This window comes from Mesorhizobium silamurunense (assembly GCF_014843825.1).
In the GTDB taxonomy this organism is placed as follows: Bacteria; Pseudomonadota; Alphaproteobacteria; order Rhizobiales; family Rhizobiaceae; genus Mesorhizobium; species Mesorhizobium silamurunense.
Map to the genome: position 1 here is coordinate 1 of NZ_JHQR01000396.1, position 13,168 is coordinate 13,168.

At 64.2% G+C, this 13,168-nt stretch carries 13 protein-coding genes and 1 pseudogene; 10 read left to right on the forward strand and 4 right to left on the reverse strand.

Annotation, left to right across the window (positions count from 1 at the left end):
* A partial coding sequence (locus DH10_RS34580; protein ID WP_192385873.1) for an FAD-dependent oxidoreductase occupies positions 1 to 555 on the reverse strand: 555 nt, incomplete at its 3' end.
* Positions 556 to 672: 117 nt separating this feature from the next.
* Between DH10_RS34580 and DH10_RS34585 the strand changes: the two genes are divergently transcribed.
* The 7 genes from DH10_RS34585 (at position 673) to DH10_RS34615 (ending at position 6,385) form a co-directional block, all read left to right on the forward strand.
* Positions 673 to 1,125: a YrdB family protein gene (locus DH10_RS34585; RefSeq protein ID WP_343221675.1), complete on the forward strand. Its 453-nt coding sequence runs from the start codon at positions 673 to 675 to the stop codon at positions 1,123 to 1,125.
* Between the two features lie 104 nt (positions 1,126 to 1,229).
* The gene (locus tag DH10_RS34590) at positions 1,230 to 1,988 is read left to right on the forward strand and encodes an SDR family oxidoreductase (RefSeq protein WP_192255513.1); all 759 of its coding nucleotides are present in this window, start codon (positions 1,230 to 1,232) and stop codon (positions 1,986 to 1,988) included.
* Between the two features lie 110 nt (positions 1,989 to 2,098).
* Positions 2,099 to 2,485, forward strand: a complete 387-nt coding sequence (locus tag DH10_RS34595; RefSeq protein WP_192255515.1) for an SET domain-containing protein — start codon at positions 2,099 to 2,101, stop codon at positions 2,483 to 2,485.
* A gap of 178 nt (positions 2,486 to 2,663) precedes the next feature.
* Positions 2,664 to 2,927, forward strand: coding sequence for a 30S ribosomal protein S21 (gene rpsU, locus DH10_RS34600; RefSeq protein WP_040969057.1), 264 nt, complete (start codon positions 2,664 to 2,666; stop codon positions 2,925 to 2,927).
* Between the two features lie 135 nt (positions 2,928 to 3,062).
* A complete protein-coding gene (locus tag DH10_RS34605; protein WP_192255517.1) occupies positions 3,063 to 3,914 on the forward strand; it encodes a tetratricopeptide repeat protein in 852 nt (283 codons plus the stop codon).
* 205 nt (positions 3,915 to 4,119) lie between these two features.
* Positions 4,120 to 4,593: a DUF992 domain-containing protein gene (locus DH10_RS34610; protein ID WP_192255519.1), complete on the forward strand. Its 474-nt coding sequence runs from the start codon at positions 4,120 to 4,122 to the stop codon at positions 4,591 to 4,593.
* A gap of 340 nt (positions 4,594 to 4,933) precedes the next feature.
* Positions 4,934 to 6,385: an MFS transporter gene (locus DH10_RS34615; protein WP_312891327.1), complete on the forward strand. Its 1,452-nt coding sequence runs from the start codon at positions 4,934 to 4,936 to the stop codon at positions 6,383 to 6,385.
* A 122-nt stretch (positions 6,386 to 6,507) separates the two neighbouring features.
* Here the strand turns inward: DH10_RS34615 and coaBC are convergent, their stop codons facing one another.
* The 3 genes and pseudogenes from coaBC to ubiE form a co-directional block, all read right to left on the reverse strand.
* On the reverse strand, positions 6,508 to 7,980 hold the full coding sequence (gene coaBC / locus DH10_RS34620; RefSeq protein ID WP_210325292.1) for a bifunctional phosphopantothenoylcysteine decarboxylase/phosphopantothenate--cysteine ligase CoaBC: 1,473 nt from the start codon (positions 7,978 to 7,980) through the stop codon (positions 6,508 to 6,510).
* Between the two features lie 73 nt (positions 7,981 to 8,053).
* A pseudogene (ubiB, locus tag DH10_RS34625) lies at positions 8,054 to 9,636 on the reverse strand (2-polyprenylphenol 6-hydroxylase).
* Positions 9,637 to 9,678: 42 nt separating this feature from the next.
* Positions 9,679 to 10,455 carry a bifunctional demethylmenaquinone methyltransferase/2-methoxy-6-polyprenyl-1,4-benzoquinol methylase UbiE gene (gene ubiE, locus DH10_RS34630; RefSeq protein WP_192255525.1) on the reverse strand — a complete coding sequence of 259 codons (777 nt, stop codon included), beginning with the start codon at positions 10,453 to 10,455 and terminating at the stop codon, positions 9,679 to 9,681.
* Between the two features lie 168 nt (positions 10,456 to 10,623).
* On the opposite strand from ubiE, the gene DH10_RS34635 reads away from it, so the two are divergent.
* The 3 genes from DH10_RS34635 to DH10_RS34645 all read left to right on the forward strand — a co-directional run bounded on the left by DH10_RS34635 (position 10,624) and on the right by DH10_RS34645 (position 13,014).
* Positions 10,624 to 11,598, forward strand: a complete 975-nt coding sequence (locus DH10_RS34635) for an adenosine deaminase (protein ID WP_192255527.1) — start codon at positions 10,624 to 10,626, stop codon at positions 11,596 to 11,598.
* 114 nt (positions 11,599 to 11,712) lie between these two features.
* Positions 11,713 to 12,342 (forward strand): uracil phosphoribosyltransferase, encoded by a 630-nt coding sequence (gene upp, locus DH10_RS34640; RefSeq protein ID WP_059184513.1) that lies wholly within the window; start codon positions 11,713 to 11,715, stop codon positions 12,340 to 12,342.
* A 105-nt stretch (positions 12,343 to 12,447) separates the two neighbouring features.
* Positions 12,448 to 13,014 (forward strand): TIGR02281 family clan AA aspartic protease, encoded by a 567-nt coding sequence (locus DH10_RS34645; protein WP_192255529.1) that lies wholly within the window; start codon positions 12,448 to 12,450, stop codon positions 13,012 to 13,014.
* Positions 13,015 to 13,168 lie beyond the last annotated feature (154 nt).

Sequence of the window (13,168 nt, forward strand, 5' to 3'; positions counted from 1 at the left end):
GTCGTGGCGCGCCGTGCCGCCGCGCCGCTGCAGCGCCGCGCCCATCACCGGATAGCGCGCCTCCCTTGCGATGTTGAGCGGCGGGCAGAATTCCTTCGCCTGTTCCGGCGTCAGCCATTCATTGTCGATGCCGTTGAGCCGGTTGGCATGGATATGGCGCTTGAATACCTGGACGTCGTGAACGTTGTGCGCGAGCATCATGACGCCGCGCGCCGAATACATGACGTTGTAGTTGAGCTCCTGGCTGAGCCCGTCCCACAGCTTCAATGCATGATCGTAGATGCCAGCGCTCTCGTCATAGAGATAGTTGGAGCGGATGATGGTGGTGTTGCGGCCAGTGTTGCCGCCGCCGAGCCAGCCCTTCTCCAGCACTGCGACATTGGTGATGCCGTGCTCACTCGCCAGATAATAGGCCGTCGCCAGGCCATGACCGCCGGCGCCGACGATGATGACGTCATATTCCTTCTTCGGCTCGGGCGAGGTCCACTGTTCTTCCCAGCCCTTGTGGCCGCGCATCGCCTCGCGGGCAATAGCGAATACTGAGTATTTTTTCACGTTGTAGCCTCGCGCCAAAAATCGCGGATGTCGTCCGTCCGTCACGCGAGGAGTATCACTAGCGAAACCGCGCCGCCATCCTTGCACTGTTTGCGACGGCGCTTGCCGTTTTGCGCCGTGCTGAAGAGGACGCATCCCGGCTGGTTGATGCGGCCGGCTTTGATCACTATCGCTGACGTCCAGCAATTCGGAGGTACGACGTTGGGTAACGCCTGGTGGAATCTGACATTGCGCTTCTTGCTGGAGCTTGCCGCATTGCTCGGCCTCGCCATGGCCGGCTGGGGTCTTTCCGGCGAAGTCTGGCGCTGGGCCGCCGCGCCGGTCGTGCCACTTATCGCGGCGGCCCTGTGGGGAACCTTCGCGGTTCCAAACGATCCCAGCCGGTCGGGGCGTGCGCCGGTTCCGATCCCTGGCGTAGTGCGGCTGGTGCTGGAATTGGCGATCCTGTTCGGCGGCGCGCTCGGATTCTACGCGGCTGGATACAAGACCACGGCCATCATAGTCGCGCTCTTGGTCGCCGTGAGTTACGCCCTTTCACTCGATCGCCTGGGTTGGCTTGTGAAACAATAGCGATCCCTCAGCGCCATTGCAGGTATCGGGTGGCTCACGGCCGCCCGACCTGCGACCAAGCATCCGATCGCCAGTAAGGCTGGCACGAAGAAAAGGATGCAACAATGTTCGCTCTCACCTACAAAATCGCCATCGTCACTGGGGCCAGTTCCGGCATCGGCCGCGCCACGGCCAAGCTGTTCGCCGAGCAGGGCGCCCGCCTCGTCGTAGCGGCGCGCCGCCAAGCTGAACTCGACACGCTCGTAAACGAAATAGAGGAGGCGGGCGGTTCAGCCGCAGCCCTTGCCGGCGACGTCAGGGACGAGGCCCATGCGAGGGCCTTGGTCGAACTCGCTGTCAAAAGGTTCGGTGGCCTTGACATCGCCTTCAACAATGTCGGAGCTGTCGGTCAGATGGGGTCGATTTCCGACCTGTCGCTGGATGGATGGCGCGAGACGCTCGACACCAATCTCACCAGCGCGTTTCTCGGCGCGAAATACCAGGTGCCGGCGATGATCGAACGGGGTGGCGGTTCGCTGATCTTCACCTCCACCTTTGTCGGCCACACCGTCGGCATGCCCGGCATGACCAGCTACGCGGCGAGCAAAGCTGGCCTGATCGGATTGACGCAGGTGCTTGCCGCCGAATACGGCCCGAAAGCCATTCGCGTCAACGCGCTCCTGCCGGGCGGCACCGATACGCCGGCGGCGACGTTCAAGACGCCGGAATCGCGGACATTCGTCGAAAATCTGCATGCCTTGAAGCGTGTAGCCCAGCCGGAAGAGATCGCCCGTTCGGCGCTCTACCTTGCCTCCGACGCCTCGAGCTTCACCACCGGCACGGCGCTGTTTGCCGATGGCGGCGTATCGATCAACCGGACGTGAACGGATTGGCGGGCATCACGCTTTCGGTCCGTCGAAAATGTCGGGGAGCGGTCTTGCATTTCAGCGCAATTTGACGATTCCGTTTTCTCGTCAAAAGACGGACCGGAACGATGCTGCTGATCAAAACCTATATCGCCAAGAGCGCCATCGAGGGTGTCGGTGTTTTCGCCGCCGAGCCGATCAGGAAGGGCGCCTCGATCTGGCGGCTCGATCCCGATTTCGACCGGCTGATCCCGCTCGAGAAATACGAGGCGGCGCCGCCCCATTTGAGGGAATTGCTCGACCGTTACGCCTATCCGAGCCCGGACAAGCCGGGTTTCATGGTCTATGAGGTCGACAATGGCCGCTTCATGAACCATTCCGAGCGGCCGAACACGGATTTTTCGCAATATGGCGGCGCCACCGCCATTCGTGATATCGCCGCCGGCGAGGAAATCACCTGCGACTATAGCGAATTCTTTGAGGATTTCGCCCGCCTGCATCTGGCGACGGCCTAGGGTTCGGACCGGCAAGGCACGGCGCTCCGGCTTCTGATCGCGGTTTCCTGCAATCAACGGTGGACAGCCCGGCCTGATTCTGCTATCAGCCGCCACAATTCGCGGTGCAACCCGCCGCAGAGGCATAACGGCTATGGTCGTTTGCCTGTTGATTTCAAACTCGAAGACAGGATTGCACGTGCAGGTACTCGTTCGCGACAACAACGTTGATCAGGCGCTTCGCGCGCTGAAGAAGAAGATGCAGCGCGAAGGTATTTTCCGCGAAATGAAGATGCGCGGTCACTACGAGAAGCCCTCCGAGAAGCGTGCGCGCGAGAAGGCGGAAGCCGTGCGCCGCGCCCGCAAGCTGGCCCGCAAGCGCGCCCAGCGCGAGGGTCTGCTGCCGATGACCCCGCGCCCGGCTCCGGCTGGTGCTGCCGGCGCATCGCGTTCGCCGCGCTGATACGCCAATTTTTCGTCCTTTTCGAAGGATACCGAGGGTGGCGCGATGCGGAATCGCCGCCACCTTTTTGTTTATGCATTCGAGCCGGTTCGGAGAGGGAACGGACCTGACGGCGCGGCGCCAGTGAGGACTGAGATGAACGCAATTACCGTGGAGCGCAGAACCGCTTTTCGCGGCTTCGCCCTGACGGCGGCCCTGCTTTCGGGCCTGGCCCTTGCAGCATGCCAGACGACCCCGACGGGTGAGTTCAACAACATCGACAAGGCGCAAGGCTCGAGCGAGAACATCTCCTCGCTATCGGCGGTGATCCAGCGCAATCCGCAGGATCCCGAGGGCTACAATGTGCGCGGTTCGGCCTATGGCCGCGGCGGCCAGTACCAGGCGGCGCTGAAGGATTTCGACACCGCCATCCAGCTCAACCCGAACTTCTACCAGGCCTATTCGAACCGGGCGCTGATCCAGCGTTTCCTCGGCAACCAGCAGGCGGCGCTCGCCGACTACAACCGGTCGATCCAGATCAACGCCAACTACGACGCCGCCTACATCGGCCGCGGCAATCTCTACCGCAAGGCGGGCCGCACCCAGGACGCCTTCAACGATTTCCAGAAGGCGATCCAGCTCGATACGACCGATGCCCGCGCCTATCACAATCGCGGCCTGATCTACCAAAGCCAGGGCCAGCACAAATTCGCCATCGAGGACTTCTCGACCGCCATCTCGCTGGCGCCGGACGCCGCCGAGCCCTACAACGGCCGCGGCCTGTCCTATCTCGCCATGAACGATGAAGATAACGCCTTCGCCGACTTCAACATGGCCATCAAGCTCGATGGCAAGAACGCCGAGGCCTGGGCCAACCAGGCGCTGATCTACGAACGGCGCGGCGACAAGGTAAGGGCCGCCAAGTCCTACCGCGAGGCGATCCACCTCGACCCGAACTACCAGCCGGCCAAGGACGGCCTCTCCCGCACCTCCGCCGGCGCCAGCTGATCCGCCGCCGGCGCCAGCCGGCGCGCCGCGCGATGCTTTCGCTTGCGATCCGCTGAACTGCGTTGCCGCCCCGACACGCCGCTAGCGATCCGTTAACCGCCAACGGCAATGCGTCGACACTTGCCATGCTCGCGCCAAGTTTTCGGCGGAACGCTCCGCGCACCTCGGCCGTTAACCGGGGCCAATTTGCGAAAGGACCTTTCCAATGATCAAGACACTTGCCTGTGCAGCCGCGCTTTCAACCACGGTCCTCGCCTTTCCCGTCAGCGCCGGCACGCTTCGGCTCGGCACGCTCGATTGCACCATCGACGGTGGCGTCGGTTACGTCATCACCTCCAACAAGGGCGTTTCCTGCGTCTTCCGCCCCTACCATCACGGTCCGGCTGAGCTCTACACGGGCATGATCTCCAAGCTGGGCGTCGATGTCGGCCAGACGCATCAGGGCCAGCTTGTCTGGGCGGTGCTTGCCGCGACGCGCAGCCATGACGCGGGCGACCTCGCCGGCAGCTATTACGGCGTCAACGCCGAGGCGAGCGTCGTGACCGGCGGCGGCGCCAACCTCCTGGTTGGCGGCCTGAACGGCGCCTTCATGCTGGAGCCGCTGAGCGTCCAGGCGCAAACCGGCGTCAATCTGGCCGTCGCGGTGGCCTCGCTGGATCTCGTCCACTCCTACAAGTGAAGCTTCGGCTTCCAATCCGTTGCGCCACACTCGACCCGGAACAGCCGTTCCGGGTCGAGTGCTTTTTGGGGAACCGGATGCCCCCAGCGCAAATCTTACAGCGCGTCGCGCTGACGCGAATTCAGGCGACGCGCTTTAAGTCTTTGTTTTGATGCATGTCGTTCTCCCAAAGCCGCTGCGAACTTTTGGGCGACATGCATTGGCTCGCCCACGTCTCGAAATCCGCGAAAAGACCTCTTGAGCTCAACTGCGCTTGAGGTTCTACAAGCCCTGCCGAACTGGATCTGGCGCCTCGTTCGTTATGCGGATGAGGTTGCGGAAAAACAAGCGGGAGATCGACGTGACGGCAGCAGGCGGCAACAAGGTGGCAAGCAACAAGGTGGATTGGCGCGCGCTGTGGGCGAGCGGCGACCTGGCGCGCTTCTGCTTCGTCAGCCTGGGCATCCTGCTGCATGCCACCAATGAGACGATGGTGGCGACGGTGATGCCGGCCATGGTCGGCGAGCTGGCGGGCGTGCAGCTGGTTGGCTGGTCGCTGGCGATCTACGAGCTTGGCGCCATTGTCGCCGGTGCCGCGGCCGGCCGGCTGGTCAGTTATGTCGCGCTGCGCTCCAACATGATGATCGCCGCCCTGTTCTACGCGGCAGGCGCGCTGATCTGCGCCACGGCGCCTTCCATGCCGCTGTTCCTCGCCGGACGCCTGGTCGAGGGCCTTGGCGGCGGCGCGCTTGTATCGCTGGCCTTCGTCTCGGTCGAGCGGCTGTTTGCGCGCAACACCTGGCCGCAGCTCTTCGGCATCATGTCGGCGATCTGGGGCATCGCCGCCTTCAGCGGACCGATGCTCGGCGCGCTCATGACAGAGTACCTGTCGTGGCGCTGGGCTTTCGGGGTCTTCACGTTCGGTGGCGCGGCGATGGCGCTGGCAAGCTTCATCGTGCTGAACACGCCCGAGGCAACGAAGCCGCAGGCAGGCAGCGGCACGGCGCCGCCCTTCCCCTATCCGGCGCTCGCCTGTCTCGGCCTCAGCGTGGTGCTGATCGCCGCCGCCGGCATCGACATCGCCCTGCTGCGCTCGTCGCTGCTGCTCGCCCTCGGTTTGATCGGCCTGGCGCTGTTCTTCCGCATCGATGCCCTCAGGCCGCGCTCGCGCCTCTTCCCGTCCCCCTTGTTCTCATGGCGCTCGCCGCTTGGCTCAGGCATGACGATGGTCGCGGCCTTCTCCGTAGCCACCTGCACTTTCACCATTTACGGGCCGCTGCTTTTGACCACGCTGCACAGCATTCCGATCCTGACCACCGGCTACATCATCGCCGCCGAATCCATCGCCTGGTCGATCCTGTCGATCCTGATCGCCAATGCGCCGCTCGAACGCGAGCGGCTGATCATCGTCGTCGGCGCGCTGATGATCGCCTCTGGTCTCGCCGGCTTCGCCTATACCATACCGGCAGGCTCGATCCCCCTGATCCTGCTCTGCGCCCTGCTGCAGGGCGGCGGCTTCGGCGTTTGCTGGCCGTTCCTGACGCGCGTCATCGTCGCCTCGGCCCGGGAAGGCGAGCAGACGATCGCCTCGGCCGCCGTGCCGACCATGCAGCGCATCGGTTACGCGGTGGGCGCAGCACTTGCCGGCATTGTCGCCAATGCCAGCGGCTTCTCGGAAGGCCTGAACCGCGAAGCGGCCGCGGGCGTCGCCGGCTGGCTGTTCCTCGCCTTCGTGCCGCTCGGGATCCTGGGCTGCGTCGCTGCGCTGAGGATCGCGCTGCCGGCCATGCGGCCGCAGGAAGCGGCCGGTTAGGGCAATTCCAGGAAAAGTGTGTAACGGTTAGGCTCGGCGCCTTCGCCGTAGCCTTCCGTCCGGAATTGCGTCAAAACAAAGAGATAGAGCGGTTCTGCATTTCCGTGAAACGGTGAACCGCTCTAAACGACGACTGTCTGCAGCCGCTCGGCGATCAAGGCGGCGAGCCGCGCCGCGACCTCGTCCTTGCCCATCTCCGGCCATTCCTCGACGCCGGTCCTGGAGACGATGCGCACCTTGTTGCGGTCGCCGCCCATCACGCCGGAAAGGCCGATGCCGCTCTCATGCGAGACGTCGTTGGCGACGATGAGATCAGCGCCCTTCTTCTTGAGCTTGGCCTCGGCGTTGCCGATGAGGTCCTGCGTCTCGGCCGCAAAACCGACGACGAGGCCCGGCCGCTGGCTGTGATGGCCGACGCCGCCTAGGATGTCGGGGTTCTCTACCATCTGGAGCACCGGCGGCCCCTTCCCCGCCACCTTTTTGATCTTCTCGCCGGCAGCGTTCGCGGTCCGCCAGTCGGCGACCGCGGCGACGAACACCGCTGCGTCCGCCGGCAGAAGGCTCTCGACCGCATCCTTCATCGCGGCCGCGGTCTCGACATGCGTGGTCGCGACCCCGGCCGGATCGGCGATATTCACCGGGCCGGACACGAGCCGGACATCGGCGCCGAGCTTCGCCAGCGCGGCCGCGATCGCATGGCCCTGCTTGCCGGATGAGCGATTGGCGATATAGCGTACCGGGTCGATCGGCTCGTGCGTCGGCCCCGAGGTGACGATGATCCTGCGGCCCGCCAACGGCTTGGGCTTCTCGTCGAGCATCGCCTCGACCGCGGCCACGATCTCCAGCGGCTCGGCCATGCGGCCTTCGCCGGCCTCATTGCTTTCCGCCATCTCGCCCCTGGCGGGGCCGACAAAGACGATGCCGTCCTTCTGCAGCGTCGCCCGGTTGCGTCGCGTCGCCGGATGCGACCACATTTTCGGATTCATCGCCGGCGCCATCAGCACCTTCTTGTCGGTGGCCAAAAGCACCGTCGAGGCAAGATCGTTGGCATGGCCGTTGGCGAGCTTGGCCATCAGGTCGGCGGTGGCCGGCGCCACGACCAGAAGGTCGGCCTCGCGCGACAGCCTTATATGGCCGACATCGTGCTCGTCATTGCGGTCGAACAGCTCGGTGAAGACATGGCCGGCGGAAAGCGCGCCAACCGAGAGCGTGGTGACGAATTCCTGGGCGGCGGCCGTCATCACCACCCGAACCGACGCGCCGCGCTCGCGCAGGCGCCGGATCAGGTCGAGCGCCTTGTAGGCGGCGATGCCGCCGCCGATGATGAGCAGGATGCGCTTGCCGGAAAACGCTCCCCGAATTGACGGCATGCTGGATCCGACAGAGACGGGCGTCGTTTGTCGCTCGGGGCCGATCAGCGCACGCAGCGTCCTCTCGATCTGGTCGATGCGGTCGGCCTGTCCTGCCCGGCCTTCAACCGCCGCGCGGATCATCGCTCGCGCCTGCTCCTCCATCGAGCAGCCATTTTCGGCCGCCAGTTGCCGGAGCAAGTCCTTGACCTCGTCGTCAAGGTTACGGATCGTGATGCTGGCCATCTGATTGCACCGCTTTCAAACTGACGTCAGCAACGATAGCAATGCAATCAAACAACGACAAGGCGGACAGCGGTCAGAAAATCCGCCAGGCTATATAGGTCAGCGCCAGCGCGATGACCCAGAGCGCCACGCGGCCGGAGCGGGTATGGCGCGCCTCGGCCTTGCCGATGGCGCGCGCCGTCGCCTCGTCGAAGCGCAGGCCATGTTCGGCCATCAGGTCGATTTCGCGCGACAATCGCTCGGTGCGGGCCGCAATGTCCGGCGCCTGCCTTGCCAGTGCCACCAGCGCCTTGCCGGCGTCGCGCGCATCGGTGAGCATGCCGCGCGGGCCGAGATTGCCGGCGATCCAGTCGCTGACCACCGGCTCCGACGTCTTCCACATGTTGAAGGCCGGATCGAGCGTGCGGGCGACGCCTTCGACCACCACCATGGTCTTTTGCAGCAGGATCAGTTCCGGCCGCGTCGCCATGTCGAAAAGCTCGGTGACCTCGAACAGCAGCGTCAAAAGCTTCGCCATCGAGATGGTCTCGGCCGACTGGCCATGGATCGGCTCGCCGATGGCGCGGATCGCCTGCGCGAAGGCCGAGACATTGTGCTGGCGCGGCACGTAGCCGGCCTCGAAATGCACCTCGGCGACGCGGTGATAGTCGCGCACGATGAAGCCGTAGAGGATCTCGGCCAGGAAACGCCGCTCTTTCCTGCCGAGCCTGCCGGCAATGCCGAGATCGACGGCGACGATGGTGCCATTCGCCTCGACGAACAGATTGCCCGGATGCATGTCGGCATGGAAGAAGCCGTCGCGCAGCGTGTGCCTGAGGAACGACTGGATGAGGTTGGCGGCGATCGCCTTGAGATCGTAGCCGGCGGCAGCAAGGCCGGCCAGATCGTTCATCTTGACGCCGTCGATCCACTCCATGGTGATCACGTCGCGGCCGGTCCGTTCCCAGTCGACTGCCGGCACGCGGAAGCCCGTATCGTCCTTTGTGTTCTCAGCGAGCTCGGAAAACGCCGCTGCCTCGAGTCGCATGTCCATTTCGACCTTGGTGGTCTGCGCCAGCGTCTGGGTCACCTCGATCGGCCGAAGGCGGCGTGAGGAGGGAATGTATTTCTCCTGCAGGCGGGCGGCGAGGAAATAGCTCTCGAGATCCTGGAAGAAATGATGGCGCACGCCGGGCCGGATGACTTTTACCGCCACGCGCGAAGCTCTCCCGTTGCGAAAGACTTCGGCGCTGTGCACCTGTGCGATCGAGGCTGCCGCCACAGGCTCGCCGAAGCTCGCATAGAGATCGTCGATCCTGCGCCCGAGCGAAGCCTCGATCGCCGCGATCGCCTCCGCTTTCGGGAAGGTGTGCATCTTGTCCTGCAGCAGAGCGAGATCGAGCGCCATCTCGTTGCCGACGACGTCTGGCCGTGTCGCGAGGAACTGGCCGAGCTTGACATAGGACGGCCCCAGCCGCACCACCGCCTGCGCCAGCGCGCCAGCCGGTCGCCGCGTTGATGCTTCCTGGCGCGACGCCGGGTGAGCACTCGCGCCAGACGCCAGCCGAGCTTCGGCATGCCGGAAAGCTCTTCGCCGGGCAGCGCCGCAACGACGCCCTCGCGGACCAGCACCCAGCCGGCCCTGGCGAGCCGGAAGGCGGCGCCAATGCTGGTCATCGGACGCTGCTCATCGCCTGGCCTGCCTCAAGGGTTCCGACCTCAAAGCTTCCAGCCCGAATGAAGTGCCGCGATACCGCCCGAATAGTTGCGGAAAGTGACGCGATCGAAGCCGGCCCGTGCAATCATCGCCGCGAAATTCTGCTGGTTGGGGAATTTGCGGATCGACTCGACCAGATAGGAATAGGGCTCGCCGTCGCCGGTCACCGCCTTGCCGATTTTGGGGATGGCGGTGAAGGACCAGGCTTCGTAGGCCTTGTCGAGCAGCGGCATGTCGACCTCGGAAAACTCCAGGCAAAGGAACCGCCCGCCGCGCTTCAGCACGCGAAAGGCTTCGCTCAGCGCCACATCGATGCGCGGCACGTTGCGGATGCCGAACGCGATCGTATAGGCATCGAACGTGTCGTCCTCGAACGGCAGCGCTTCGGCATTGGCCTCGACGAAATCGGTGTTTTCCGAGAGGCCTTTCTTCTCGGCACGGTCGCGGCCGACCTCAAGCATCGAGCCGTTGATGTCGAGCACCGCCGCATGCGCGTTGCGGTGGCTGGCCTCGATGATACGGAAGGCGATGTCGCCCGTGCCGCCGGCGACGTCGAGCACCTTCCAGCCCGGCCGCTTCGGTGGGTTGAGCCACGCGACCATCGCGTCCTTCCACAGCCGGTGCAACCCGCCCGACATCAGATCGTTCATGAGGTCGTATCGATCGGCCACCTTATGGAAGACGTCGTTGACCAGGGACTGCTTGTCGCCTGCCCCTACCTTCCTGAAACCATAGGAGGTTTCCATGCCGCCCGCGGCCGTGGTTCTCTCAACTGACATTATTTTGATCCGCCATAAAACCGGCGGGACCATAGCCGATCGATGGGGCCGGCGCTATTGTCCAAGGCGCGGTTTTCGGCCGCGCCTTCGAGACGGGTTCGGGAAGAGTCTCGCATGATTTTCCGCCCGGAATCGGCGCGAGAACAGAATACCGCACGGGATGGCCGCATGATCTTGAAAGCCGAATTGCACTGCCACATCGAAGGGGCAGCGGCGCCCGACCTCGTCGTCAGCCAGGCCCGCAAATACGGCAAGGACCCCTCGCCCTATATCCAGGACGGTTCCTTCGTCTGGCACGATTTCAGCTCTTTCCTCGCGGCTTACGACTTTGCCTCCGACCTGTTTCGCACAGAGGAGGACTACGCCCGCCTGACCGATCATTATCTCACCAGCCTCGCCCGCGACGGTGCCATCTATTCCGAGGTCTTCACTTCGCCGGATCATGCGAAGAAGGCCGGCCTCTCGCCCAAGGCCTATACGGATGCGCTCGGCGAAGGCATGGCCCGCGCCAAGGCAAGGACCGGCATCGAAGGGCGCATGATCGTCACTGGCGTTCGCCATGTCGGCGTCGAGGCGATCGAGCAGGCGGCGCGCTTCGCGGCCCGCTGCGGCCATCCGCTGGTGACCGGCTTCGGTGTCGCCGGCGACGAGCGGATCGGCGATTTCGAGGATTATGTGCGCGCTTTCGAGATCGCGCGCGAGGCCGGGCTCGGCATCACCATCCATGCCGGCGAGCTGATGGGCTGGGAAAGTGTGGCGGCAGCGCTCGACCACATCCGCCCCGCCCGCATCGGCCATGGCGTGCGCGCCATCGAAAATCCCGACCTCGTGCGGCGTATTGCCGGCCAAGGCGTGGTGCTGGAATGCTGCCCCGGTTCCAACATCGCGCTCAAGGTGTTCGGCAGCTTCGCCGAGCATCCTTTCCCGGCGCTGCGCGCCGCCGGCTGCAAGGTGACGCTCAACTCCGACGATCCGCCCTATTTCTGGACCTCGCTGAAGCGCGAATACGATATCGCCGCCGAGCACTTTTCGATGGACGACAAGGCGCTCACCGCCGTCACCAGGACGGCCATCGAGGCGGCCTTCGTCGACCGGAAGACCAAAGCAATGCTGTTGAGTCGGCTCGACGTCAAAGGCCGGTGAATGGTGAATGGTTCGCCGGCTCTTCGGCCTGTGAATGGCAATCATCGGCCTATCAGGACTCGCAAACCCGCTCACTATTCACTATTCACTAGTCACCATTCACTGGAGCAGACCATGCAGGGCGTCACCGTCGTCGACCATCCCCTCGTCCAGCACAAGCTGACCATCATGCGCAAGAAGGAGACCTCGACGGCCGGCTTCCGGCGGTTGCTGCGCGAGATCTCGCTGCTTCTTGGCTACGAGGTGACCCGAAACCTCGAGCTGACCACAACCACCATCGAGACCCCGATCGAGGAGATGGAAGCGCCGACGCTGGAGGGCAAGAAGCTGGTCTTCGCCTCCGTGCTGCGGGCCGGCAACGGCCTGCTCGAAGGCCTGCTCGACCTGGTGCCGGCGGCGCGAGTCGCCCATATCGGCCTCTACCGCGACCACGAGACGCTCGAGGCGATCGAATATTTCTTCAAGGCGCCGAGCGACCTTGCCGACCGGCTGGTGATCGTCGTCGATCCGATGCTGGCGACCGCCAATTCCGCGATTGCGGCGATCGACAAGCTGAAGGGGCGCGGTGCCACCAACATCCGCTTCCTCTGCCTGCTCGCGGCGCCAGAAGGCATCGAGCGCTTCACCAAGGCGCATCCCGATGTTCCCATCTTCACCGCCTCGATCGACCGCCAGCTGAACGAAAAGGGCTACATCATGCCGGGCCTCGGCGACGCCGGCGACCGCATGTACGGGACCAAGTGAGCGCTTTTCTTAACCGCTCGTTTACGAAAGACCGTGGTTCCGGCGCGCGTTAAAGCTGAAAACACCATGTCGGCTTAAGGATCGGACCTTCACGAAGGCCGACCCATGCTGCGCAAGCTTCTCCTCCTTGGCGTCTTTGTCGGAAGCTCGGCATCGATACCGATCGTCTATCAGTCGAATCCGCAGATGGTCGAAACCCTGCTGAGATCGGCGGTTGCCTCGAAGCCGGCGACCCCGCAGGCTCAGCCGGACGTCAATCTCGCTTCGATTCCAGCCAAGCCGGCGACGCCGCTGCCGCTCGGCCGCCAGGTGCTGGTCAATGCCGACCAGCGCGGCCATTTCACCTCAGCCTTCAAGCTCAACGGCCGCCAAATAGACGGCATGATCGACACCGGCGCGACGCTGGTCGCCATCAACACCTCGACCGCGCGCCGGATCGGCATCTCGCTCAACCAGTCGGATTTCAACCATCAGGTGAACACGGCGAACGGCGCCATCAAGGCTGCGGTCGTCACCGTCGACCACCTGCAGATCGGCAAGATCTCGGTCGATAACGTCCAGGCGGTGGTGCTCGACGATCGGGCGCTGCAAACCAATCTGATCGGCATGAGTTTCCTGCAGCGGCTGCAGAAATACGAAGTCCAGAACGGCGCGCTGCTGCTCGTCCAATAGGCGCGATATTACAGAGGCAGGATCCGCCGGAGCACGGTCTTTTCGGCCGATGGCTTCGAGATGCCGATCGTATAGGCGGAGCGCACCGTGGCGGCGGCAGCCTCGGCATCCGTCCCGGTCCGCGCGTGGACCAGCGCCAGCGCCTCGCCCGCCC